This window comes from Desulfothermobacter acidiphilus (genome assembly GCF_052073645.1).
Classification (GTDB): domain Bacteria; phylum Bacillota; class Desulfotomaculia; order Desulfotomaculales; family Ammonificaceae; genus Desulfothermobacter; species Desulfothermobacter acidiphilus.
In genome coordinates this window covers 1,253,329-1,276,220 of record NZ_CM125440.1, presented here as the reverse complement: position 1 = coordinate 1,276,220, position 22,892 = coordinate 1,253,329, and the positions used below count along the sequence as shown (strand labels likewise).

The 22,892-nt window shown below is 58.4% G+C and carries 26 protein-coding genes; all 26 read left to right on the top strand.

Annotated features, from left to right (window positions below; genetic code table 11):
- Nucleotides 1-78: 78 nt before the first annotated feature.
- The 26 genes from spoIVB (at nucleotide 79) to nirJ2 (ending at nucleotide 22,890) form a co-directional block, all read left to right on the top strand.
- A complete protein-coding gene (gene spoIVB, locus ACTLLP_RS06585) occupies nucleotides 79-1,431 on the top strand; it encodes a SpoIVB peptidase (RefSeq protein WP_441058174.1) in 1,353 nt (450 codons plus the stop codon).
- A 28-nt stretch (nucleotides 1,432-1,459) separates the two neighbouring features.
- Entirely contained in the window at nucleotides 1,460-2,230 is a 771-nt protein-coding gene (gene spo0A / locus ACTLLP_RS06580) for a sporulation transcription factor Spo0A (RefSeq protein ID WP_441058172.1), read from the top strand.
- A gap of 72 nt (nucleotides 2,231-2,302) precedes the next feature.
- Entirely contained in the window at nucleotides 2,303-3,421 is a 1,119-nt protein-coding gene (steA, locus tag ACTLLP_RS06575) for a putative cytokinetic ring protein SteA (protein ID WP_441058170.1), read from the top strand.
- A 16-nt stretch (nucleotides 3,422-3,437) separates the two neighbouring features.
- Nucleotides 3,438-4,310: a copper transporter gene (locus tag ACTLLP_RS06570; protein WP_441058168.1), complete on the top strand. Its 873-nt coding sequence runs from the start codon at nucleotides 3,438-3,440 to the stop codon at nucleotides 4,308-4,310.
- Between the two features lie 3 nt (nucleotides 4,311-4,313).
- Entirely contained in the window at nucleotides 4,314-4,994 is a 681-nt protein-coding gene (locus ACTLLP_RS06565) for a glycosyltransferase family 2 protein (protein WP_441058166.1), read from the top strand.
- Complete coding sequence (locus ACTLLP_RS06560) at nucleotides 4,991-5,818, top strand: UDP-N-acetylmuramyl pentapeptide phosphotransferase (RefSeq protein WP_441058164.1); 828 nt, start codon at nucleotides 4,991-4,993, stop codon at nucleotides 5,816-5,818. Before ACTLLP_RS06565 ends, ACTLLP_RS06560 begins: the two co-directional genes overlap by 4 nt.
- Nucleotides 5,818-6,522, top strand: a complete 705-nt coding sequence (locus tag ACTLLP_RS06555; RefSeq protein ID WP_441058162.1) for a P-loop NTPase family protein — start codon at nucleotides 5,818-5,820, stop codon at nucleotides 6,520-6,522. The genes ACTLLP_RS06560 and ACTLLP_RS06555 overlap by 1 nt, the downstream gene beginning before the upstream one ends.
- Before the next feature lie 28 nt (nucleotides 6,523-6,550).
- Nucleotides 6,551-6,790, top strand: coding sequence for a 4Fe-4S dicluster domain-containing protein (locus ACTLLP_RS06550; RefSeq protein WP_441058160.1), 240 nt, complete (start codon nucleotides 6,551-6,553; stop codon nucleotides 6,788-6,790).
- Nucleotides 6,765-7,826, top strand: coding sequence for a 3-methyl-2-oxobutanoate dehydrogenase subunit VorB (locus tag ACTLLP_RS06545; protein WP_441058159.1), 1,062 nt, complete (start codon nucleotides 6,765-6,767; stop codon nucleotides 7,824-7,826). Before ACTLLP_RS06550 ends, ACTLLP_RS06545 begins: the two co-directional genes overlap by 26 nt.
- On the top strand, nucleotides 7,823-8,578 hold the full coding sequence (locus ACTLLP_RS06540) for a thiamine pyrophosphate-dependent enzyme (RefSeq protein WP_441058157.1): 756 nt from the start codon (nucleotides 7,823-7,825) through the stop codon (nucleotides 8,576-8,578). The genes ACTLLP_RS06545 and ACTLLP_RS06540 overlap by 4 nt, the downstream gene beginning before the upstream one ends.
- Nucleotides 8,571-9,137, top strand: coding sequence for a 2-oxoacid:ferredoxin oxidoreductase subunit gamma family protein (locus tag ACTLLP_RS06535; RefSeq protein ID WP_441058155.1), 567 nt, complete (start codon nucleotides 8,571-8,573; stop codon nucleotides 9,135-9,137). The genes ACTLLP_RS06540 and ACTLLP_RS06535 overlap by 8 nt, the downstream gene beginning before the upstream one ends.
- Entirely contained in the window at nucleotides 9,124-9,963 is an 840-nt protein-coding gene (dapF, locus tag ACTLLP_RS06530) for a diaminopimelate epimerase (RefSeq protein WP_441058153.1), read from the top strand. The genes ACTLLP_RS06535 and dapF overlap by 14 nt, the downstream gene beginning before the upstream one ends.
- Nucleotides 9,964-9,997: 34 nt before the next feature.
- On the top strand, nucleotides 9,998-11,182 hold the full coding sequence (locus ACTLLP_RS06525; protein ID WP_441058151.1) for an LL-diaminopimelate aminotransferase: 1,185 nt from the start codon (nucleotides 9,998-10,000) through the stop codon (nucleotides 11,180-11,182).
- Complete coding sequence (locus ACTLLP_RS06520) at nucleotides 11,175-12,380, top strand: pyridoxal phosphate-dependent aminotransferase (protein ID WP_441058149.1); 1,206 nt, start codon at nucleotides 11,175-11,177, stop codon at nucleotides 12,378-12,380. Before ACTLLP_RS06525 ends, ACTLLP_RS06520 begins: the two co-directional genes overlap by 8 nt.
- Nucleotides 12,381-12,507: 127 nt before the next feature.
- Nucleotides 12,508-13,149, top strand: a complete 642-nt coding sequence (locus ACTLLP_RS06515; RefSeq protein ID WP_441058147.1) for a peroxiredoxin — start codon at nucleotides 12,508-12,510, stop codon at nucleotides 13,147-13,149.
- Between the two features lie 521 nt (nucleotides 13,150-13,670).
- The gene (locus ACTLLP_RS06510; RefSeq protein ID WP_441061688.1) at nucleotides 13,671-14,318 is read left to right on the top strand and encodes a ClpP family protease; all 648 of its coding nucleotides are present in this window, start codon (nucleotides 13,671-13,673) and stop codon (nucleotides 14,316-14,318) included.
- A 5-nt stretch (nucleotides 14,319-14,323) separates the two neighbouring features.
- Nucleotides 14,324-14,536, top strand: a complete 213-nt coding sequence (locus ACTLLP_RS06505) for a YlzJ-like family protein (RefSeq protein ID WP_441058145.1) — start codon at nucleotides 14,324-14,326, stop codon at nucleotides 14,534-14,536.
- Between the two features lie 4 nt (nucleotides 14,537-14,540).
- Complete coding sequence (locus ACTLLP_RS06500) at nucleotides 14,541-14,849, top strand: DUF5665 domain-containing protein (RefSeq protein ID WP_441058143.1); 309 nt, start codon at nucleotides 14,541-14,543, stop codon at nucleotides 14,847-14,849.
- Nucleotides 14,850-14,862: 13 nt separating this feature from the next.
- Nucleotides 14,863-15,450, top strand: a complete 588-nt coding sequence (locus ACTLLP_RS06495; RefSeq protein WP_441058141.1) for a TraR/DksA C4-type zinc finger protein — start codon at nucleotides 14,863-14,865, stop codon at nucleotides 15,448-15,450.
- A gap of 73 nt (nucleotides 15,451-15,523) precedes the next feature.
- Nucleotides 15,524-16,483 carry a polyprenyl synthetase family protein gene (locus ACTLLP_RS06490; RefSeq protein ID WP_441058139.1) on the top strand — a complete coding sequence of 320 codons (960 nt, stop codon included), beginning with the start codon at nucleotides 15,524-15,526 and terminating at the stop codon, nucleotides 16,481-16,483.
- 23 nt (nucleotides 16,484-16,506) lie between these two features.
- Nucleotides 16,507-17,136: a precorrin-2 dehydrogenase/sirohydrochlorin ferrochelatase family protein gene (locus ACTLLP_RS06485; RefSeq protein WP_441058137.1), complete on the top strand. Its 630-nt coding sequence runs from the start codon at nucleotides 16,507-16,509 to the stop codon at nucleotides 17,134-17,136.
- Nucleotides 17,111-18,418: a glutamyl-tRNA reductase gene (gene hemA, locus ACTLLP_RS06480; protein WP_441058134.1), complete on the top strand. Its 1,308-nt coding sequence runs from the start codon at nucleotides 17,111-17,113 to the stop codon at nucleotides 18,416-18,418. The genes ACTLLP_RS06485 and hemA overlap by 26 nt, the downstream gene beginning before the upstream one ends.
- Before the next feature lie 4 nt (nucleotides 18,419-18,422).
- Nucleotides 18,423-19,352, top strand: coding sequence for a hydroxymethylbilane synthase (gene hemC / locus ACTLLP_RS06475; RefSeq protein ID WP_441058132.1), 930 nt, complete (start codon nucleotides 18,423-18,425; stop codon nucleotides 19,350-19,352).
- 27 nt (nucleotides 19,353-19,379) lie between these two features.
- Complete coding sequence (gene cobA / locus ACTLLP_RS06470; protein ID WP_441058131.1) at nucleotides 19,380-20,906, top strand: uroporphyrinogen-III C-methyltransferase; 1,527 nt, start codon at nucleotides 19,380-19,382, stop codon at nucleotides 20,904-20,906.
- On the top strand, nucleotides 20,903-21,877 hold the full coding sequence (hemB, locus tag ACTLLP_RS06465; RefSeq protein ID WP_441058129.1) for a porphobilinogen synthase: 975 nt from the start codon (nucleotides 20,903-20,905) through the stop codon (nucleotides 21,875-21,877). The genes cobA and hemB overlap by 4 nt, the downstream gene beginning before the upstream one ends.
- A gap of 20 nt (nucleotides 21,878-21,897) precedes the next feature.
- Nucleotides 21,898-22,890: a putative heme d1 biosynthesis radical SAM protein NirJ2 gene (nirJ2, locus tag ACTLLP_RS06460; RefSeq protein WP_441058127.1), complete on the top strand. Its 993-nt coding sequence runs from the start codon at nucleotides 21,898-21,900 to the stop codon at nucleotides 22,888-22,890.
- Nucleotides 22,891-22,892 lie beyond the last annotated feature (2 nt).

Genomic DNA, 22,892 nt, shown 5'->3' with positions numbered 1-22,892 from the left:
GGGCTAATAAGAGCTCGGCGGGAATGCTATATGAAGGCTAGATCTAATCCAGTGTCCTGGCAATAGAGGAGGATGGAAATGCCCAGGCCCAAGAAAGCCATTTTCATAGGTGGCTTCTGGCTCTTGCTGTTGGCTGGTGCTTATCTTTCCGCCGCTTTGTGGCCGGTTAAGCAAGATTTGCTGGTGGGAGAGCACCTGGATCTTTCCCCATCGCTTCCCTCGTTCCTCCGCTCGCAGGTACGCCTGCAGCTGCATGGCACCCAGGTTTTATGGAGGGAAGGATCGCTGGATCTGCAGGCCGGCTCTCCTGGGCATGCGAAAGTCCAACTGCGGTTGCAGGGGTTTCTGCCTTTACGCACACTGGTTTTGGAGGTACACCCCACCTGCCAGGTCTTCCCAGGAGGACAGTCGGTGGGCGTGCTCCTTTATGCTCAGGGGCTGTTGGTGGCCGGGTTTGCCGACGTGCTAGAGGGGCAGCATTACTCTAACCCGGCGTCCGCGGCGGGGATACGCCGCGGAGATCTCATTCTAGCGGTGGACGGGCAGCCAGTGACGGGGGCGGAGGCTTTAAAGCAAGCGGTGGAGAGGGCGGGGAAAGAGGGACGCGCCCTTTCCTTTCAGCTTAAGCGAAACGGGCGTAGGCTGAAAGTGGAGGTGCGGCCCTCCTTTTGTCAACGCACCCGCTCGCACCGGGTGGGGTTGCTGGTGCAGGAAGCCACTGCCGGGGTAGGTACACTCACGTTTTACGATCCTTGCACCCGTAAATACGGAGCTCTGGGGCATCCAATTACCGAGAGGTGGGGGACGCGGCCGGCGGATCTGGCCGAGGGGCGAGTAGTGGAGGCTCACGTCCGGGAAGTCAGGCGCGGAGAAAAAGGGCAGCCCGGTGAAAAGATTGGGGTGCTGGCTCCGGCGGCTGGCTTCCGGGGCAATATCAAACGCAACACTATCTATGGGGTGTTTGGGTACCTGGAAAAGCTTCCTTCGCATCCTTTTTACCCTAACCCTATCCCGGTGGCTTCGTCCAGTCAGGTTCATCCTGGGCGGGCCGAGCTCCTTACGGTGATTGAGGATGGGCGCTTAGAGTGTTTTCAAACCGAGATCGTTCGTGTTAACCGCCTGGGGAGCCACCAGGGCAAGGACATCATGATCCGCGTAGTCGACGAGCGTTTGCTCCGGGTAACGGGTGGTATAGTCCAGGGCATGAGCGGCAGTCCCCTGATCCAGGACGGGAGGTTGGTGGGGGCGGTTACCCACGTGTTGGTGAGCCGGCCTGAGTGCGGGTACGCTGTGCTGGCGGAGCGGATGCTTAAGGAGTGCGAATTGCTCCCGGTTCCCACTTCTTTCAGGTGGGAAAATTTCCTTAGCGGGTGGAAGGATAAAATTTCCCCGCGTCGAATCATCTGGAAAGGAGCTTTAAACGAACCTTAGGACTAAAGTAAGGAGGCGTAAGGTGCACATGGAAGGCCGTACTCGTATTTTATTAGTAGACGATAATCGAGAGCTTATTAATGCTTTGAAGGACTTTTTTAGTGAGCAGTCTGACTTTGAATTGGTGGGGGTGGCTTATAACGGTCAGGAAGCGCTGGAACTGATCGAAAAGTACCGTCCGGACGTGGTGGTGCTCGATCTCATCATGCCTTATCTGGATGGCATTGGTGTTTTGGAGAAGTTTTCTCAAGGGACCGATTCCTATCAACCCCGCTTCGTTATCCTCACTGCTTTGGGCCAGGACTCGGTGGCTCAGAAGGCCACCGAACTCGGAGCCAGCTATTATGTGGTCAAACCCTTCAGCTTCCCGGTGCTGGCCAGCCGTATCCGGCAGTTGCGGGCCGGACACCAGCCTCCGGTAGCAGCCACGCGGGCCTCCTCTTCTCGCAGCATAGATGTGGCGGTTACCAATGTTATCCATGAGTTGGGGGTGCCAGCGCACGTGAAGGGGTACCATTACCTCCGCGATGCCATTATTATGGTGATAGAAGACGTCGGTCTCCTGGGAGGAATAACCAAGGAGCTGTATCCGGCTATCGCGACCAAGTACAACACTACTCCCAGCCGGGTGGAACGGGCTATAAGGCACGCCATAGAACTGGCCTGGGATCGGGGTAGTGTAGATACCTTTAACCGCTTTTTCGGCTATACTATCAACCGCAATAAAGGGAAGCCGACCAATTCAGAATTTATCGCCATGGTAGCTGACCGCTTGCGCTTGGACGTTAAAGTGAGCTAGCGGGGGTTGGGTTGACTTTGCGGCGGGGGATATTATACTGGGGGAAGAAGTCCGTAGGAGGCTTCCCGCTCTATGCAGGTACGCGCCAAAGTTAAGGTGGATCGGCGAACCAAACGCTTGATTCAGAGATTGGAACCGGGCGATATAGCAGTGATAGATCATTATGGAATAGATAAGCTGGCTGCCCAAGGATTGATAGACGCGCGCTGTCGCTTGGTTTTGAACGCGGCGGTCTCTCTTTCGGAGGAATATCCGAACGAGGGGCCGTTAATGCTGCTTAAGGCAGGTATCCCGGTAATTGACAACCTGGGGCCAGGAATACTCTCTTTGCCCGAGGGGGATGAGATAGAAGTTAGGGGAGGGGAAGTTTACCACTGCAACCGCCTGGTAGCGCGGGGAAGGATGCTCGACCTGGAACAGGTGGAGGAAGGGATGCGGCAGGCCCAGCTGCGTTTAAGCGAGGTGCTGCTGCGCTTTGTGGATAACACGTTGTCCTACGCCAAAAAGGAGGTCGAGCTCATTACCAGGTCGCCGTCCTTCCCAGAATTGAGCACCAGGATAGAACGGCGCCAGGTGCTCATCGTGGTGCGGGGATACAATTACAAAGAGGATTTACGGGCCATCCGCACCTATATTCGGGAAGTGCGACCGGTGCTAATAGGAGTGGACGGCGGAGCAGACGCTTTGCTAGAGTTCGGTTATACTCCCGACATTGTGGTGGGGGATATGGACAGCGTGAGCGACGCGGCCCTGCACCGAGCTCGCGATCTGGTGGTGCACGCTTATCCCAGCGGAGAAGCCCCGGGGCTGGCTCGCGTCAAATCGTTGGGGCTGCGGCCAGTGCTCGTTCCCATGCCGGGCACCAGCGAAGACCTGGCTATGCTCCTGGCTTATGAGAAGGGTGCAAGTTTGATCGTGGCCTTGGGGACTCATTCCAATGTGCTTGATTTTTTAGAGAAAGGGCGCAAAGGGATGGGAAGCACTTTTTTGGTTCGCTTGAAGGTGGGGTCCATCCTGGTAGATGCTAAGGGAGTTTCTCAGTTGTACCAGGGGCGATTCAAGGGCAGGTACCTGGTACAATTGCTGGCAGCGGCGCTGTTACCGCTGACGGCGGTGGTATTGATTTCTCCCCCCTTGCGGCAGCTGGTGCGCCTGGCTTGGCTACAGATGCGATTATTATTTGGTTTTTAAGTAGAGGGCAGGGAAAATGATTATCGATCTACGCTATCATATTGCCACGCTGGTGGCTTTATTTCTGATGTTGGGCTTGGGCATTCTCATTGGCACCAGCCTGATCGGCAATGACGCTCTGCTGCGGCAGCAGGAACAAATGGCCACCCGCCTGGAGAAGCAACTGGAGGAATTGCGGCAGGAGAATATGCGGGTGCAAAAACTTTGCGAGGCTACCGAGAGTGAAAATCGCAACCTGCGCAAGTTTGCCCAGGAAGTCTTACCTTATGTGGTGGCGGGGAAACTAAAAGGACGCCAGGTGGCGGTGGTAGAGGTGGCCGGCAAAGCTCCGGTGGGTATGATCGGCGCCTTGAAAACGGCTGGTGCGGTGGTGGAACCGGTTATTTCCTTGCTGGACGATTACACCAGCCCGTCGGCTGATTTGTCGGTGGCTCAAGCTTTGGGCTGGCCTACCGATAACCAGGGCGAAGTGCTTTCCCGGCTTAGCCAGGAATTAGGCACCTCTTTGGCTACTGGCCAGACCCCGGATTTTATTGAGCTGCTGGCCAGTCACGGGCTGGTTCGGGTGGAAGGTAATTACAAGACCGCCGTTCAAGCGGTGGTGGTGGTGGGTGGGGGCAATAACGAGCAGCGGCTCATGCGGGTGGACCTCCCTCTAATAAATGCCTTGGTGAAGGATAGGCTCACGGTGGTGGGAGTGGAGGAGAGCTCGGAGAGCGGCAGCAGCACCAGGGCCTATCAAGGACAAAAGATCAGCACGGTGGATAACGTCGATCGTCCCGAGGGCCAGATCGCCTTAATACTTGCGTTGGCCGGGCAGCCGGGTCAATACGGGTCGAAGGGAAGCAATCGGGATATCCTGCCGGCTTATCCGGTGGGGGGGCGTTAGCGAGTGCCGAAGGTTTCGGTTATCATTCCGGCTTATAACGAGGAGAAGCGCATTGCTGCTACCGTAAGGGCGGTTAAGGTCCTTCCCGAGGTGGGGGAAGTTATCGTGGTGGACGACGGCTCTCGGGACGGCACGGCGCGGCAGGCTGCTGGCGCAGGGGCGCGGGTGGTGCGCTTGGAGCGGAATCGGGGCAAGGGCGCGGCCCTGGCAGCCGGGCTGGCCGTGGCTGCGGGCGAGGTGCTTCTCTTATTGGACGCCGATTTGGAGGATAGTGCCCGGCAAGCCGGGGAACTCTTGCTGCCAGTGCTGCAGGGGAGAGCGGACATGACGGTGGCGGTCTTTCCCGCCACTAGGCATAAAGGGGGGTGGGGGTTGGTAAAAGCGCTGGCCCGCTACGGAGTCCGTTGGCTCACCGGTCGAGAGGTGCAGGCGCCTTTGTCCGGCCAGCGAGCCATCCGCAGAGAGGTGCTGCTGCGTCTTTTACCTTTTGCTCCTGGCTTTGGGGTGGAAGTGGCTCTTACCGTGAAGGCGCTGCGTCAGGGTTTGCGGGTGGAGGAGGTGCCGGTGTCCCTGCGGCACCGTCTGACCGGCCGCCGGCTCTCCGATTTCTGGCACCGGGGGCGGCAGTTTAAAGACGTGCTTTTTACCCTGGGAAGATTGCGGTGGGAGGTTCGCAAAGTTTGAAGCTGGCGCTGCTCGGCCTGATCCTGGGAGCGTTAGGAGCTCTATTGTCCACCAGGCTCTTGCTAGGGATGCTGCAGCAGGGGCGGGCCCTGCGTCCTAACTACAGAGGGCGTCTTATTCCGGTGGGCGGTGGCGTGGTTTTCTTCTTTGCCGCCTTTCCCGCGCTTTTGCTTTTGCAGCTTCTCTTTCCAGGTCGCCTACCTCCTTACCAGCTCTTAGCTTTCCTTGCTCTGACGGCTATCACCACCCTGGTAGGGCTACTAGACGATTTGCTGGGCAGCCGGGAAGTTTCGGGACTGCTAGGGCATTTCCGCGAACTCTGCCGCGGGCGGCTTACCACGGGGATGTTTAAAGCTCTGATCATACCCTTGGCCGCTTTTTTGCTTTTTTACCTTCTTTCGAGTTCGCTAAAGGGAGCTCTGGTTGACGCTCTGCTGGTAGCTTTATGGGCCAATGCTTTGAATCTCTTCGATTTGCGGCCGGGGCGGGCGGCCAAATTCTTTTTACTGGCTTGGGTCTTAGTCTCCGTTGCCGCCTGGGGACGGGGGGAACTCGCTCTGCTCTGGGTGGTGGCGGGAGCCTTATTGCTCTTTCTTCCTTGGGATTTGCGAGCGCGAGCCATGATGGGCGACGCGGGTTCCAATACCCTGGGAGCGGTGCTGGGGCTTTCGACTGCCTGGACCTTAGCGCTTCAGGCCAAGCTGGGGCTGATATTGGGTTTGCTCTTTCTGCACCTGCTCGCCGAGCGGTACTCGCTTACAGAACTCATAGCTCGCAGTCGCTGGCTTGACTGGCTGGATCGCTGGGGGCGGCGCGATCATTAATGGGAGGAAGGAGCGAAGAGATGGCGAATGCTTTACCTGAGGTGCTGGCCTCCTGGCCCCGCGTGAGCGCTTTTTGCGGCGCGTTGGGGAGCGGAAAAACTACTCTGGCTCTCAACGTTTCCTGGCGCCTGGCGGCGAAGGAGGAGGGAAAGGTCTACCTGGTGGATCTAGATGTAATTAATCCTCTATTCCGTTCCCGGCGCTTGCGTGGTTTAATGCATTCTATGGGGGTGGAGTTGGTGGCTCCTCCTCCAGCACTGGATTTCAGCGATTTGCCAGCCTTGCCGGCCACCATAAACCGGTTGCTGTTGGGTAAGGAGCGAGTGGTGGTGGATGTGGGGGGTAACGGGGTGGGGGCCACGGTGCTAGGGGCTTACGCGTCTTGCTGGCCTCCGGATGCCGGAGTGTTGCTGGTGGTCAACGCTTGCCGCCCTTTTTCCGCTACGCCGGGGGACATAGTGAGAGCGGCTCGGGAGATAGCGGTAGCGGGGCGCTTGCGCCTGAGCGGCCTGATTAATAACACCCATCTAGTCGAAGAAACCACACCGGAAGTGGTGGAGCAAGGATGGCAGACGGTGGAGGAGGCGGGAAGAACGCTAGGGGTGCCAGTGCTTTTCTCGGCGGTGCGGGAAGATCTGGCGGCGGAGGTGCGCTTTTCCTTTCCCGTCCTGCCCCTCCGGCTGTTTTCTTTTCTTCCCTGGTAGATTCTGCTAATCCCTAAGGAGTGAGAGGATGCCACAAGTGCAGTTCGATCGCGAGAGATGTAAAGGATGCGAACTTTGCGTGGCTGCCTGCCCGCGCAAGATCCTGACCCTTTCCCCCGACCTCAACGCGCTGGGCTTTCACCCAGCCATGATTACCGATCCTTCTCGGTGCACTGGCTGCTGTTTCTGCGCCCTGATGTGTCCCGACCTGGTGATTACGGTGTGGCGGGAGGAGGTAGAAGATGGCGCGCGTGCTCATGAAGGGTAACGAGGCATTAGGCGAAGGAGCTATAAGGGCTGGGTGTCGTTACTTTTTTGGTTACCCTATCACTCCTCAGAGCGAGCTCCCCCATTACCTGGCTCGGAGGATGCCGGAAGTAGGTGGGGTTTATCTACAGGCGGAGAGCGAGGTGGCGGCTATCAACATGGTGTACGGGGCGGCGTCCGCCGGAGCTCGCGTTATGACTTCTTCCTCCAGCCCAGGCATTAGCCTCATGCAAGAAGGGATATCTTACCTGGCCGGGGCAGAGCTCCCTTGCGTGGTGGTGAACGTTATGCGGGGAGGGCCGGGGCTGGGCAACATTGCTCCGGCTCAGTCCGATTACTTTCAGGCAGTAAAAGGGGGAGGGCATGGAGATTACCGCCTGCTTTGCCTGGCCCCCTCCTCTGTGCAGGAGATCCTCGATCTCATGGCCTTGGCTTTTGAGCTGGCCGATAAGTATCGCAACCCGGTGATGGTGCTAGGCGACGGCATCTTGGGCCAGATGATGGAGCCGGTAGAGTTATCTCCTTACTCCGGCGCTGCTGAGCTTCCACCCAAACCCTGGGCCACTACCGGGACCTTAGGGAGGGAGCAGCGCAACGTCATTAACTCGCTTTATATCGAGCCAGAGGAGCTGGAAAGGGTGAACTTGCGTCTAAAGGCTAAGTATCAGCGCATGGAAGCGGAGGAGAAGCGCTGGGAAACTTACGCTTTGGACGGGGCGGAGCTAGTGCTGGTGGCCTTTGGCACTATGGCTCGGGTGGCACGGGCGGTGGTGGAGCGCCTACGCGCAGAGGGTCAATCCGCCGGTTTAATTCGCCCTGTTACCCTCTTCCCTTTTCCTGAAGCTCCCTTCCGGGAAGCCCTTTCTCGGGCGCGAGCTTTTTTGGCGCTGGAGATGAGCCTGGGGCAGATGGTCGAAGATGTGCGTCTGGCGGTGGAGGGGCGTTGCCCTGTTTATTTCTACGGGCGCACGGGGGGTATGGTCCCCACGGTGGCCGAGGTGGTAGAATTCGCTAAAGAGGTGGTCAAGGGGCTATGAAGATGCTGTTTGGGCGCACCCGCGGACTTACTTCCAAGCCTTTTCACTATTGTCCCGGTTGTACGCACGGCATTATCCACCGCTTAACGGCTGAAGCGCTGGTAGAGCTCGGGGTGCTGGAGCAGACGGTGGGGGTTTGTCCCGTAGGCTGCGCCGTTTTCGCTTACGAGTATTTTAACTGCGATATGATCGAAGCGGCGCATGGAAGAGCTCCCGCGGTAGCTACTGGCGTCAAACGCGTCCTGCCCGATCGGACGGTATTCACTTATCAGGGGGACGGCGATCTAGCTGCCATCGGCACGGCGGAAATCGTCCACGCCGCTGCCCGGGGTGAAAAAATTACCACCATTTTCGTCAATAACGCCGTTTACGGGATGACCGGGGGTCAGATGGCGCCCACCACCCTGTTGGGACAAAAGACCACCACCACCCCCCTGGGGCGGCGGGCTGAGGAGGCTGGGTATCCTTTGCGGGTGGCCGAACTTCTAGCTACCATAGAAGGAGCTGCTTACGTTGCCCGGGTGGCGGTCAATTCTCCCAAGCACGTGCTGCAGGCCAAAAAGGCCATTCGTCGGGCCTTCGAGGTTCAGCTGGCGGGGCTAGGCTTTGCTTTGGTGGAGGTGCTATCGACTTGCCCTACCAACTGGGGCCTGAGTCCGGTGGAAGCGCTTAAATGGGTGGAGGAGCGAATGATCCCCTATTATCCCTTGGGCGAATTTAAAGTGCCTCAGGAGGAGAAGACCAATGCTTGAGGAGATCTTGCTGGCCGGCTTCGGAGGCCAGGGCATCCTTTCGGCCGGGATGCTATTGGCTCAGGCGGGGATGGCCCACGGGCTTTACGTAGCTTGGATTCCTTCTTACGGACCGGAGATGCGGGGCGGCACGGCTAACTGCGGCGTCACCCTTTCTGATCAGCCGATAAGCTGCCCCCTGGTCACCGAACCCACTACGTTGATCGCTATGAACCAGCCTTCGCTAGAAAAATTTGTTTCCAAGGTGAAGCCAGGCGGCTTGATCCTCTACAATGCTTCCCTGATCCGGTGGGATAAAGAGCTCCCCGGTCGCCGGATTCTGGGGCTGGAAGCCACGGCGCAGGCGGAAGCCCTTGGCAACGCCCGCGTGGCCGTAAATGTACTGGTGGGGGCCTTTATAGCTCTGACCCAGGTGATGCCGCTAGAAAGGGTCAAAGAAGCGCTGCGGGTGGTTCTGCCCTCGCACCGCCAGCACTTGATAGCGGTCAATGAGCGAGCTCTGGAAGTGGGGGCTAGCCTGGCCCTAGCCCAGGGGGGTGAAGGTGTTGCACTTTTTTAAGATGCACGGCTTGGGTAACGACTTCGTGGTAGTCATGACCCGCCACTTGCCACCCCAGCCGGAGGAGCTGGCTCGCCGGGTTTGCCGCCTTCATTTCGGGGTGGGAGCCGACGGTTTGGTTTTCGTTCTCCCTTCCGACACGGCCGATCTGGCTATGCGTATTTTCAACGCTGATGGCTCGGAGGCGGAAATGTGCGGTAATGCCATTCGCTGCGTGGCCAAACTGGCTTACGAGACTCGTCTTTTCCCTTACCAGCAAATGCGTATAGCCACCGGCGCGGGGGTTAAGAGTGTGGAGTTAGTCGTGGAAGAGGGCAAGGTGCAAAGTTGCACGGTGGATATGGGAGAGCCAATTTTAGAGCGCCAGGCCATACCCATGCAGGGTCCTCCGGGCCAGGTGATAAACGAGCCTCTGGTCTTCGAGGACGGCCTGGTTTTTCGGATCACGGCCTTATCTTTTGGTAATCCCCACTGCGTGCTTTTCGTCCCTTCGGTGGAAGAGGCCCCGGTGGAGCAGTTGGGGCCCCAGCTAGAGTTTCACCCGGCATTTCCCCGCCGCACCAATGCGGAATTCGTCGAGGTGGTAAATACCAGCGAAATTAAGGTGCGGGTGTGGGAGCGAGGGGTGGGCGAGACCTTGGCCTGCGGTTCGGGAGCCTGCGCGGCCGCGGTGGCAGCCATGCTCAACGGCTTCGTCACCCGCAAAGTTATTGTCCATCTCTCTGGAGGGGATCTGCACATTCGTTGGGATGAAAAGGACGGGCACGTCTATATGACCGGTCCGGCTGCCACCGTATTCAAGGGCGAGTGGCTGGGCGAAGCCTAAATTTTAGATCTACAGAGAAAGGGGAGAGATGGCTGTGCCGGCGGCAGCTCAACGCGTGGAGAACTTGCCCCCCTATCTTTTCGCCCGCATAGAACAACTAATCGCGGAAAAACGGGCAGCGGGGGTTGATATCATCAGCTTAGGAATAGGAGATCCGGATCAGCCCACACCCGAGCATATTCGGGAAGAGGCGCGGAAACAGATAGAGGTGCCGGAAAACCACCGCTACCCTACTTCTAGGGGGATGCTGGCCTTCCGGCAAGCGGTGGCTCGTTACTACGCTCGGCGATTCGGCCTGGAACTCGATCCCGAGCAGGAAGTGGTTACCCTAATAGGTTCTAAAGAGGGTATAGCCTTTATTTCCTGGTGCTATCTCAACCCTGGCGACCTGGCTTTGGTACCCGACCCTGGCTACCCGGTTTACGCTGGGGGCGCTATCTTGGCGGGGGGTGTTCCCTATTATTTCCCCCTCCGGCCGGAAAAAGGCTTTCTCCCTAGCTTGGAGGACATTCCTACGGAAGTAGCCCGGCAGGCTAAGGTACTCTTTATTAACTACCCCAATAACCCCACGGCGGCGGTGGCTTCGTCTGACTTCTTCGCCGAAGTGGTAGCCTTTGCGCGGGACTTCGATCTGCTGGTTTGCCACGACGCCGCTTACGTAGAAGTGGCTTTTGACGGGTATCGCCCTCCGAGTTTCCTGGCCACGCCGGGAGCCAAAGAGGTGGGCATTGAATTCGGTTCCCTCTCCAAGCCCTACAATATGACCGGCTGGCGTTTAGGGTGGGCGGCGGGTTGCCGGGAAGCGGTGGAGCTGCTGGGTAGGTTCAAGTCCAACATAGATTCCGGCGCCTTTCAAGTGGTGCAGCACGCTGGCGTGAAGGCGCTGGAAGGACCGCAGGAGTGCGTGGAGCAGATGGTGGCCCTGTACCGGGAGCGGCGCGATCTGGCGGTAGCCGCTTTTCGGGAGATGGGGTGGAGGGTTGAGCCTCCAAAGGCCACCTTCTACCTATGGCTTCCGGTGCCGGACGGCTTCTCCAGCGCGGCTTTCGCTACTCATCTGGTGGAGGAAGCGGGAGTGGTGGTAACGCCTGGCACCGGTTATGGTCGCAACGGGGAAGGCTTCTTCCGAGTCTCTCTGACCCTGCCCACCGCCCGATTGAAAGAAGCCCTGCAGCGAATACGGCGGGTGCTGGGGAAGGTGAGCTTCGCTCATGTTTAAACTGGCGGCGCGGGCTCAGCAATTGAGCCCTTCTCCCACTCTGGCGGTGGATGCGCGGGCCAAAGAGCTCCAGCAACGGGGGGAGAAGGTGATTAATTTCGGAGCGGGGGAACCAGACTTCGACACTCCGGAACACATCAAGGAGGCGGCTAGGCGAGCTATAGATGAGGGGTACACCAAATACACCCCAGTGGCCGGTTTGTGGTTGTTACGCCAGGCCATAAGCGAGAAACTGTATCGGGACAACGGCCTAAGCTATACCCCGGAAGAAATCGTAGTTTCCTGCGGTGCCAAGCACTCGCTTTATAACGCGCTGCAGGTGCTTTTAAATCCCGGCGATGAGGCTATCATCCCTGTTCCCTACTGGACTTCTTACCCGGAACAGGTAAAGCTGGCCGGGGGGAAACCTGTTCTGGTTCCCGCCTTGGAGAGCGACGGCTTTAAGTTGAGTTCTGAAAACCTCCAGGCCGCTATTACTCCGCGTACCCGCGTGCTGATTCTTAACTCTCCGGGTAATCCTACCGGAGCTGTGTATCGGCGCCAGGAACTGGAGCGACTGGCTGAGGTGGCGCTGGCGGCCGATTTGTGGATAATTTCGGACGAAATCTATGAAAAATTAATTTACGATGGGGAAGAGCATGTTAGTATTGCTTCTTTGGCTCCGGAGATCAAGGAGCGCACCGTTGTGGTAAACGGGGTTTCCAAGGCTTACGCCATGACCGGCTGGCGCATAGGATACGCGGCGGCTAACCGGGAAGTGGTGAAGGCCATGGTCAATTTGCAAAGTCACAGCACCTCCAACCCGACCGCTGTAGCTCAGATGGCCGCGCTGGCGGCCCTAACGGGCCCCCAGGAGCCGGTGGAGGAGATGCGCTGCTCCTTTCAGCGGCGGCGCGATCTTATTTGGCAGGGATTGAATTCCTTGCCCGGCGTGCGCTGCTCCCGGCCAGCGGGAGCTTTTTACGTCTTTCCCGATGTGAGCCAGCTCCTGGGAGGGCGATTAGGGGGGCGGCAAGTGACTACTGCTGCCGATCTGGCTTTGGCGCTGCTGGATGAAGCTCGGGTGGCGGTGGTAGCAGGGGCAGCTTTCGGTGATGACCGGTACCTGCGCTTTTCTTACGCTCTGGGGGAGGAGGATTTGATCGAGGGGCTACAGCGGTTACGCGCTTGGTTACTGGCGGCCACCGGAGGAGGTTGATCGCCTTTGATTCGGGAACCTGTTCTTGCCCTCTCCTATCGCGGATAGATTTTTCTTGACTATAAGGTAAATCTAGGATAGACTATCTGTAGTCAATTTAAAATAGTCCATTGGAGGAGGTTAGGAGATGGAAGAAAAGTTCCCTCTTATAGGTGATCGATTTCCTGAACTCATAGTGCAAACCAGTTTTGGGAAGCGGCATCTACCCCAGGACTACGCGGGTAGTTGGTTTATTCTCTTCAGCCATCCGGCCGATTTTACCCCTGTCTGCACAACCGAGTTCGTTTCTTTCGCCAAAAAATATCCGGAGTTTAAACAGTTAAACTGCGAGCTCATCGGGCTCTCGGTGGATCAGGTGTTCGCCCACATCAAGTGGACCCAATGGATCAAGGACACCCTGGGGGTAGAAATTCCTTTCCCCATCATCGCCGATGATGGTTCGGTGGCCCGTCAGCTGGGAATGATCCACCCCAGCAAGGGCTCGAACACGGTTCGGGCCGTCTTCGTAGTGGACGATAAGGGCGTAATCAGGGTGATTCTATACTATCCTCAGGAGCTGGGGCGCAACATGGACGAGATTGTGCGGATCGTTAAGGCCCTGCAGGTAGCCGATGCTAACATGGTGGCGATGCCGGCTAATTGGCCCCACAACGAACTCATAGGAGACGCAGTGATCATCCCGCCGCCCACCGACGAGCAGACAGCCAAAGAACGCATGAAGATGTACACTTGCTACGACTGGTGGTTTTGTTACCGCAAGCTGGGTTAGCGGAGAGACGGGATCGCTACCAGGGGCTGCCCTCAAATTTAAGCGGGGCAGTCCCTTTTTACCTCCTTCGCGACACCTTCCTCGATGACGGAAGGACCGAAAGGGGTAAACCCCCTTATTTTAATGCGGAAGAAGTAACAAAAGGGGAAGAGCGGAATAAATTAGAGGGGGGAGGAGGCGGTGGCATGAAAGTGGTCTTTATTAAGATTCCTGGTTTTCTGCGGTTTTTGCTCCGTCGCTGGCTGGCGAAATGACCTCCCAGCGCAGGAATCCCAACCGCGTCAGTGGTGGCTGGGGTGAGTGAGTAGTGGGTTGAACGTATCCACAGCTATTGTCTATTTTTTCGGACAGCGTCTTTCCGACAGCGGCAGCCGGCGTTAATCCCTGCTCAGGGAGAGGGCAGGGTTTTGCTTTTCCAAGAGTCATTTCTCCGGACCTGAGGAAGACTAAAGAGCGATAGCAGTTCCGGTGAGGGGTCGATAAGGTTGGGCGAACCTTTGCCCGAGGCGCAAAAGGCCGCCTTGGCCCAGCTGCTGGAAACGGGAACAACTGTACCGCTTCCCTCGACCAGCGACATTCATTGCCTCACCATTGTGGGGCAGATTGAAGGCCATCTGGTTCTGCCTCCCCAAAATAAGACTACCAAATATGAGCATCTCCTGCCGCAATTGGTGGCTCTAGAGCAACACCCAGAGGTGAAGGGAGTGCTGGTGTTGCTCAATACGGTGGGTGGAGATGTGGAGGCGGGCTTGGCCATCGCTGAGATGCTGGCTTCTCTCTCCAAACCCACAGTTTCCCTGGTTTTAGGCGGGGGGCACTCCATAGGGGTTCCAGTTGCGGTTGGTTGCAACTATTCCTTTATCACGGAAACGGCTAGCATGACGATTCACCCTATTCGGCTTACCGGGCAAGTAATAGGCGTGCCACAAACCTGGGAGTATCTAGAAAAAATGCAGGACCGAGTGATTAAGTTTGTGGTGCGATACTCGCAAATCGGAGAGGAGCGATTGCGTGAACTGATGTTCCGCTCGGGGGAGCTGGCGCGGGACGTGGGCACTGTGCTGGTGGGTAGGGAAGCGGTGAAATGCGGTCTCATCAACGAGGTGGGAGGGGTGCGGGAGGCGCTTAGCAAATTGCGCCAACTCATTTCCTGCCAGGCTAGGAGTTGAGGGCGGTGCTTTATACTCTTTTGCCTTTAGAGTTGGTGTGGGAGGAGAAGCAGGTGCCATCCCGGCGTCTGGTTTCCTACAAAGGCGTTCCGGTGCTGGTGGAACTCACCGGGCCGGGGGAGGGTCGCTTGGTGCGCGTTTTGTCTACCGATCCGCGGGTTTTTCTCATCCCCGAGTTGGCTCCCGGGCGTAAGGTGCTGGTGGCTGGGGGAGAATAAACAAATGCTGCCCGGAGAAACCGCCCGTCTGGCCGGCTTGCTGGCGCGTTTGGAGCGGAGAGTGCGGGAGTTAGCTCTCCAGGTGGAGAAGATGCGCTTGGCAGAGTATGTGAGGCTATTAGAACACCCTTGGCGCCTGATGTACATTAATTTTATCTCCGGATTGGCTCGGGGGGTAGGAATAGCTCTGGGCTTTGCCTTGCTGAGCAGCTTGCTTCTCTACGCGCTGCGGCTGGTGGTGGCGGCTAACCTTCCGGGGATAGGACGTTTCATCGCCGATATTGTACGCATGGTGGAAATGCATCTTTACTAAGGAGGTGAGGGTTTTGTTAGACGAGGTGACCCGCGAAAGTCTGTACCGCCGATTGCTCCGGGAGCAGGCGGAGTTAGAGGCCGAGCTCCAGGGTGAGCGGCAGTCATTGCGCGAGGCCACGGGGGAGCTCTCCCTGGCCGATAACCACCCGGCTGATCTGGGCAGTGAGCTCTTCGAGCGCTCCAAGGATCTGGCTTTGCGCGAGGCGATGCTGCTGCAGCTGCAGGCTGTGCGTAATGCCCTGCAGCGTTTGGAGATGGGTACCTATGGCTATTGCGAGCGTTGCGGAGCTTCCATTCCTCCTGAGCGGCTCTTGGCATTGCCGCACACCACGCTCTGCCGTCTCTGCCAGACCCGGAGGGAAAAGGAGTCGCAGCGGCGTCTTCGCCCAGTGGAGGAGGAGGTGCTGGGTATCCCCATGCAGCGCGAGGGGGAAGAGCAAGGTTACAGCCCGGAGGAGGTGTGGGAAGATGTGGCCCAGCACTCCCTTTCCTCCGAGTTGGAAGAGGGGGAAGAGGTAAAGGGCAGGGTGGTGAAGCGGGAAGAAGGAGTCTGGTACGAGGACCCGCGCCCCCACCAGGATTCCGAAGCGGATACTTAATTTTAAAAGCATAGCGCGGCAGGATTTCGGGGCCGGAAAGGCGAATAAACCCTATTAGGGGGGCAGGTATGCTTTGCGCTTCTGGGGAGATCTGCAAGGGGAATTGGCCGCCGTAGAGGAAGAGATCAGGCGGGTATTGATGGCTAACCCGTCGCCTCTGCGCGAGGCGGCGCTTCATCTTTTGGCGGCAGGGGGCAAGCGCTTGCGCCCTGCCCTGGTCTTGTTATGCGCGCGCTTTGGCTCTTACTCCTGGTCCCAGGTGCTGCCGCTGGCGGTGGCGGTGGAACTTATTCACATGGCCACGCTGGTTCATGATGATGTGATTGATGGGGCCGAGACAAGGCGAGGCATCCCTACAGTTCACTTCCGCTGGGGATCAGAAACGGCCGTCAAAGTGGGGGATGTGCTTTTCGCCCAAGCTATCGAACTAGTGGCTGCTTACGAGGATTCGGCGATCTCTCGGAAGTTGGCGGAAGTTTGCCTAGCCATGTGTTCGGGGGAGTTCGCCCAGGAACGGGAAAGCTTTAGTCCTGGCCAAAGCCCCTGCCGCTATTTCCGGCGCATCCGGCGCAAGACGGCTTTATTCATTAGTGCTGCTTGCGAATTAGGGGCCAGAGCTTGCCAGGCTCCTCCTACGATCCTTCGGGCTTTGCGGGGATACGGCCTGGCTTTGGGCATGGCTTTCCAGGTGGTGGATGATGTGCTGGACCTGGTGGCGGATGAGCGAGTGCTGGGCAAGGCGGTGGGTGGGGATATTCGTCAGGGCATCGCTACCTTGCCGGTAATTTACGCCTGGAACCGAAGTGATCGGGGCTGGCGCTTGAAAGAGATTCTCTGTTCGCGGGGTAAGACTGAGTCTGAGGTTAGGGAGGCTATTGCTATAGTGAGTGATGCTGGCGGGATAAGCTTTAGCCTGCAGGTGGCTCGTGCTTTCGCCAGTAAGGCTTTGAGTTACATTAATCCTCTCCCTCCCATCCCGCAACGTCGCTACCTGGAACAAATTGCCGAGTTCGTTATCCGACGCAGTTTTTGATATCATTTTTAGGAGAAGGGAACATGCTTTACCCGGTTTTTTTGCGCTTGGAGGATAAGCTTTGTCTGGTGGTGGGCGGAGGGGCGGTGGCTACCCGGAAAGTAGCTGGCTTATTGTCCTCCGGCGCTAAAGTTCGAGTAGTGAGCCCGAAGCTCACCCCTGAGCTCCAGCGATGGGTCCAGGAGGGTAAAATAGAATGGTGGGCGCGGGAGTTCCAACCGGGCGACACGGCAGGAGCACTGCTGGTGGTAAGCGCTACCGACTCCAGTGCCACCAACGAAGCTGTGGTTCGCGAGTGTCGGATGCAGGGTATTTGGGTTAACGTGGCAGATGCGCCGGAACGCTGCGATTTTTTCGTGCCGGCGGTGGTGCGCCGGGGTGATTTGTTGGTGGCTATCTCCACTCAGGGAAAAAGCCCGGCGTTGGCGCGAGTTCTACGTCGATGGCTGGAAGATCACCTGCCTCCGGCGTGGGAAGGTTTTTTGCAATGGTTGGGTGATCTCCGTCCCCGATGGTTGCAGCTGGAAGGAGATCAAAAGGAACGGGTGCTGGCTGCGTTGGCGAGTCCGGCTGTTGTGGAGGCCCTGGAAGCTAACGACCTTAACCGAGCAAAGGAGCTGGTGCAGCGTGTTCTTGATAGTGGTGGGTCTTAACCATCGGACGGCTCCGGTAAGGGTGCGAGAGCGCTTCGCTTTCACGCCGCTTCAGGCCCGGGAATTATTGGCGGAGTTGAAATGCAGGTCGGGAGTCGAAGCAGTGGTTTTGCTTTCCACCTGTAACCGCACCGAGTTTTACTTGCTGCTCTCGAAGGGGGTGGCCCGCACCGCGGTTATAGAGGTGATTTCTCGGTGGACGGGAGTAGAATTCGAGTCCAGCCTCAAACCTTTCCTTTACGCTCACACTGAGCGTAACTGTGTGCGTCATCTCTTCCGGGTGGCTGCCGGCCTGGATTCGATGATCCTGGGTGAGACGCAAATTATGGGCCAGGTGCGCGACGCGTACCACCTGGCCCTGGAGGCGGGAGCTACCGAAAGCTATTTTAACGCTCTCTTTCAGCAAGCTCTGGCGGTGGGAAAGAGGGTGCGTACCGAGACGGGAATCGACCGCAACCCCGTATCGGTGAGTTCGGCGGCGGTGGAACTGGCTCGCCAGGCGCTGGGTGGTCTGGCCGGACGCACGGTACTGGTAGTGGGAGCAGGCAAAATAGGGGAGCTTACGGCGCGCTATTTGGTGGACAGCGGGGTATCTGGGGTAATCGTGTCCAACCGGTCTTTCGATCACGCCCAGGAACTGGCGGATCGCTTTGGCGGGCGGGCGGTGCGCTTTCAAGAATTGTATGACCGGATGCTGGATGCCGATATTGTGATTAGCTGTACGGCCGCGACTCATTATGTGATCCACGCCCCGGCCATGGCCGAGGTGATGCGGCGGCGGGCGGGCAAAAAGATCTTCCTCATCGACATAGCGGTGCCCCGGGATGTGGATCCGGAGGTGGGTCTGCTGCCGGGAGTGGCGCTTTATGATATCGATGCTCTGGGAAAAGTGGTGGACGAAAATTACGCGTTGCGCCGTCAAGCTGCGGTTCAGGCCGAAGCCATCATTGAGGATGAGGTGGACAAGTTCCTGCAGCGTCAAGCCGAGCGGGCAGTGGTCCCCGTTATAGCTGCTCTTAAGGAGCGCGGAGAGACTATCAAGCAGCGGGAGTTAAAGCGAGCTCTTAACCGCTTGGGTCCGCTAACGCCTCAGCAGCAAAAGATCATCCTTTCTCTGGCTAATAGTCTTGTTAACCAGCTTCTGCACGCTCCGGTGGTGCGTTTGAAGGAAATGGCCCTCACCACGCGGGGCCACATTTACGCTGGGACTCTGAAGGAACTCTTTGATCTGGAGCGGGAGGCGGCGACCGAGAGCGAGTGCGGTAGCGGAGGTAGCAACTGAAAGAATGAAGAAGAGTGAGCGTTGCTGGCGTGTTGGCACGCGGGGGAGCGAGTTGGCCCTGGTGCAGACGCGGCAGGTAGTGGAGTTGCTGCGGCGGAGATGGCCGGAGCACATTTTCGAGGTAATTGAAATCCAAACTACCGGCGATCAAGTGGCCCATTTAGCCCTTCCTGCCATAGGTGATCGCGGACTTTTTACCAAGGAACTCGAGCGGCAGTTGCAGGAAGGCGCTATCGATCTGGCGGTGCATAGCCTCAAGGATTTGCCCACCGATTTACCGGAGGAGCTCTGCATCGCTGCTGTGCTCCCTCGGGAAGATCCGGGGGACGCTCTGGTGTCGGCAGCGGGATGGCGATTAGAAGATCTGCCTGCCGGTGCCAGGATAGGAACCTCTAGCTTGCGGCGGCAGGCTCAGCTTCGCGCGGTGCGGAAGGATTTGAACTTTGTCCCTCTGCGAGGTAACGTTCCCACACGCTTACGCAAGCTGGCTCAAGGGGAGTGCGAGGCCACCGTGCTAGCCTGGGCCGGGATTAGGCGTCTGGGGCTGGATTTGTCCGGTAAAGCGGTAGCGCTTCCCCATAACGTCTGCCTGCCAGCGGTGGCGCAGGGAGCCATTGGAGTGGAAGTGAGGAAGCAGGACCGGGAGCTGCGTAAGGTGCTAATGACATTGGATGATCCGGTGACCCATCTGCAGGTAACCGCCGAGCGCGCTTTCCTGCGCTGGCTGGGAGGCGGATGTCACGTTCCTGTGGCGGCGCTGGCGAAGCCGGCAGGTGCAGAACTTTTGCTGGAGGGGCTAGTGGCGTCTCCGGATGGTACGCGTGTGATCAGAGGACAAGAGGTGGGGGACGCTGCTTATCCCGAAGAGCTCGGAACCAAACTGGCCGAGCGCCTCCTTCGAGAAGGAGCTCGCGAGTTGTTAGAGAGGGCTTAGCTAGATTGAGTCTGATGGGGGTTGGGTATGCGAGGAAAAGTCTATCTGGTGGGTGGCGGTCCCGGTGATCCGGGACTTATTACCCTTAAAGGAGTCGAAGCTTTGTCCCGGGCCGAGGTAGTGGTGTACGACCGCCTGGTAAATCCGGCCCTTTTAAGCCATGCCTGTCCAGAGGCGGAACTTATTTTTGTAGGCAAGGAGCCAGGAAGACACGCCCTCAACCAGGAGGAAATCAATCGCCTGCTGGTGCAATACGGGAGGGACGGGAAGATAGTGGCCCGCCTTAAGGGTGGGGACCCCTTCGTGTTCGGGCGCGGGGGAGAGGAAGCGGAGGCGTTGGCTGAGGCCGGAGTGCCTTTCGAGGTGATTCCAGGGGTGACGGCGGCTGTGGCGGCACCGGCTTATGCCGGGGTTCCCCTCACCCACCGTGGGTACGTGACCAGTTTCACGGTGGCTACCGGGAGTGAGGATCCAGAAAAAAGCGTTTCCGGGATCAACTGGCCCAGCCTGGTGCAGGGGGGCACGCTGGTTTTTCTTATGGGCATGGTTCACCTACCTCTGATAGTCCGGAAGCTGCTGGAAGAGGGGATGTCGGGGGAGACGCCCTCGATGGTAATCCAGTGGGGAACCACCGGTCGGCAGCGGGAGGTGAAGGCTCCTTTGCGCCAATTGGTTGCGGAGGTAGAGAGAGCTGGCCTGGCCAACCCTGCGGTAGTGGTGGTGGGGAAGGTGGTTGAGCTCGCTTCCCGGCTGGCCTGGTTTACCAGGGGGCCATTGGCGGGAAAGCGCATCATGGTGACCAGAGCGCAACACCAGGCTTCGCGCCTTTCTCGGCTTTTAGCCGACTTGGGTGGAGAACCTGTCGAATGCCCGGTGATAAAGATAGAACCCCCAGACGACTGGACCCCGCTCGACCAGGCGATGGATCGAGCTGACAGCTACCACTGGGTGATTTTTACCTCGGCTAACGGAGTGGAGTTCTTTTTCGACCGCTTGCGGGAGAGGCGGCAGGATCTACGTTCTTTCCGCCAGGCCCGCTTCGCCGCTTTAGGGCCGGCCACGGCGGACGCTCTACAGGCCAGGGGGCTGATCACCGCAGACTTGCCCCCAGCCTTCCGCTCGGAGGAACTGGCTGCTCACCTGGTAACCCAGGTGAAAGCGGGGGAGCGCGTGCTACTTCCCCGGGCCGACCGGGTTCGTCCAGTGTTGGAGGAAGCCTTGCTGGCAGCGGGAGCCGAAGTGACCCAGGTGGTGGCTTACCGCATACTACCCGCGCGGGAGCGGCTGAAGCTGGCTCGGCAACTCCTGGTGGCCGGAGTTCTGGACGTAGTGACCTTCACTAGTTCTTCTACCGCTCGCTTTTTGCTGGAGGGGCTGGGGGCGGAGGCCAGAGAATGTTTGAGCCGGGTGCTGATAGCCTCGATTGGCCCGGTGACCAGCCAGACCCTTCGTGCGTCGGGCCTGCGTGTGGGAGTGGAGGCGCAGGAATACACCGTGCCGGGGCTGGTAGCGGCTCTGGTAGCCTATTATGCTAGTGGGGAGGGAAGGTCTTGAATCATCCTTATTACCGGCCGCGCCGCTTGCGGCGGACCGCTGCTCTGCGGCGCCTGGTTCGGGAAACCGAACTTAATGTGAACGACTTTTTGCTCCCCTTTTTCGTTGTCGAGGGGGAGGGAGTGAAAGTCCCAGTGGAGTCTATGCCAGGAGTTTACCGGTACTCGGTGGACCGGTTGCTGGAAGAACTAGCCGAGGTGCTGGAATTGGGGCTACCGGGTATATTGCTTTTCGGAGTCACCGAGCGGAAGGACCCCCAAGGGAGCGAAGCCTGGAATAAGGAGGGGGTGGTGCCCCGCGCGGTCCGGGCAGTTAAGGAGCGCTACCCCCAGTTGGTGGTGGCTACCGACGTTTGTCTCTGCTCCTACACCGACCACGGCCACTGCGGAGTGGTGGAAGGTGGGAAAATCTTAAACGATCCCACTCTTCCCCTGCTATCTCGGGTGGCGGTGACCCATGCCGAGGCCGGGGCTGATCTGGTCGCTCCCTCGGATATGATGGACGGCCGCGTCTCCGCCATCCGCGAGGCTTTGGACGCGGCTGGGTTCACCGAGGTGGGTATCATGGCTTATAGCGCCAAGTACGCCTCGGCGTTCTACGGTCCCTTTCGGGAGGCAGCGGAAAGCGCTCCCCGCTTTGGGGATCGCCGGAGTTACCAGATGGACCCAGCCAACGCCGTCGAGGCCCTTTGGGAGGTAGAACTAGATCTAGAAGAAGGAGCCGACATAGTGATGGTGAAGCCAGCGCTGGCTTACCTGGATGTCATCCGGCAGGTAAAAGACACTTTCAACCGCCCGGTGGCGGCTTATAACGTTAGCGGGGAGTACGCTATGATCAAGGCAGCAGCCAAGCTTGGCTGGCTGGATGAGAAAGCGGCGGTCCTGGAGGCGCTTACGGCCATAAAGCGTGCCGGGGCGGACGTGATCATCAGTTACCATGCGCGCGAAGCGGCCCGCTGGCTGGCGGAGTAGGGGAAAGGGGAAGATGCCAAGTGATCATTTCTTGGAATGTGACTAATGCCTGCAATCTAAAATGCGAGCATTGCTACCGTGATGCTGGCACTAAGCAGGAAGGGGAGCTCAGTGAGGAAGAAGGGCGCCGGCTTTTGGAGGAGATCGCCCGGGCGGGCTTTAAGATCATGATTTTCTCCGGGGGAGAGCCGCTTCTGAGACCCGATCTCTACTCCTTGATCGGGTATGCTCGCTCTCTAGGGCTGCGTCCGGTGCTGGGAACCAACGGCACCCTTATCGATGCCGCGGTGGCTCGGGAGTTGCGCGCCGCTGGTCTCGCCGTGGCCGGAATAAGCCTTGACAGTCTAGACCCTCAGAAGCATGACCGGCTCCGGGGAGTGCCCGGGGCTTGGGAGGCGGCGGTTAAGGGAATGGCAGCTTGTCGGGAGGCGGGGCTGCCCTTTCAGATCCACACCACGGTTATGGATTTTAACTACGAAGAGGTAGAGGGGATCACCGATTTTGCGGTGAGCCGGGGGGCCATTGGGCATCACGTCTTTTTCCTGGTTCCCACAGGCCGCGCGGTCAATTTGGCTGAAGCCTCCATCAAAGCGGAACAGTACGAGCGCTTGCTCCGCCGCCTGTTGCTCAAAGGCGCGGAGGCCCAGATCGAAGTTAAGCCGACTTGCGCTCCCCAATTCCAGCGCATTGCTAGGCAGATGGGGCTGGAAAATCGCTTCGGTCGGGGCTGCCTGGCGGGGATTGCTTACTGCCTGATAAGTCCGGTGGGAGTGGTGCAACCCTGCGCTTACATTAATCTGCCAGCGGGCGATGTGCGACGAACACCCTTTTCTCAGATATGGAAGGAGGCGCCTATATTCCAGCGGCTACGCAGCCGGGAGTACACTGGTAAATGCGGTAGCTGCGATTATAACGATATTTGCGGTGGCTGTCGAGCGCGTGCCCTTTATTACTACGGCGACTACATGGCCGAAGAACCCTGGTGTCTTTACCAGGCAGGGAAGCGAGGCTAGCA

Bases quoted from the DNA above. Each gene is read 5' to 3' on its own strand.
- spoIVB (WP_441058174.1), top strand. From the start codon at position 79: ATGCCCAGGCCCAAGAAAGCCATTTTCATAGGTGGCTTCTGGCTCTTG.
- spo0A (WP_441058172.1), top strand. From the start codon at position 1,460: ATGGAAGGCCGTACTCGTATTTTATTAGTAGACGATAATCGAGAGCTT.
- steA (WP_441058170.1), top strand. From the start codon at position 2,303: ATGCAGGTACGCGCCAAAGTTAAGGTGGATCGGCGAACCAAACGCTTG.
- ACTLLP_RS06570 (WP_441058168.1), top strand. From the start codon at position 3,438: ATGATTATCGATCTACGCTATCATATTGCCACGCTGGTGGCTTTATTT.
- ACTLLP_RS06555 (WP_441058162.1), top strand. From the start codon at position 5,818: ATGGGAGGAAGGAGCGAAGAGATGGCGAATGCTTTACCTGAGGTGCTG.
- ACTLLP_RS06550 (WP_441058160.1), top strand. From the start codon at position 6,551: ATGCCACAAGTGCAGTTCGATCGCGAGAGATGTAAAGGATGCGAACTT.
- ACTLLP_RS06545 (WP_441058159.1), top strand. From the start codon at position 6,765: ATGGCGCGCGTGCTCATGAAGGGTAACGAGGCATTAGGCGAAGGAGCT.
- ACTLLP_RS06540 (WP_441058157.1), top strand. From the start codon at position 7,823: ATGAAGATGCTGTTTGGGCGCACCCGCGGACTTACTTCCAAGCCTTTT.
- ACTLLP_RS06535 (WP_441058155.1), top strand. From the start codon at position 8,571: ATGCTTGAGGAGATCTTGCTGGCCGGCTTCGGAGGCCAGGGCATCCTT.
- ACTLLP_RS06520 (WP_441058149.1), top strand. From the start codon at position 11,175: ATGTTTAAACTGGCGGCGCGGGCTCAGCAATTGAGCCCTTCTCCCACT.
- ACTLLP_RS06515 (WP_441058147.1), top strand. From the start codon at position 12,508: ATGGAAGAAAAGTTCCCTCTTATAGGTGATCGATTTCCTGAACTCATA.
- ACTLLP_RS06500 (WP_441058143.1), top strand. From the start codon at position 14,541: ATGCTGCCCGGAGAAACCGCCCGTCTGGCCGGCTTGCTGGCGCGTTTG.
- ACTLLP_RS06485 (WP_441058137.1), top strand. From the start codon at position 16,507: ATGCTTTACCCGGTTTTTTTGCGCTTGGAGGATAAGCTTTGTCTGGTG.
- hemC (WP_441058132.1), top strand. From the start codon at position 18,423: ATGAAGAAGAGTGAGCGTTGCTGGCGTGTTGGCACGCGGGGGAGCGAG.
- cobA (WP_441058131.1), top strand. From the start codon at position 19,380: ATGCGAGGAAAAGTCTATCTGGTGGGTGGCGGTCCCGGTGATCCGGGA.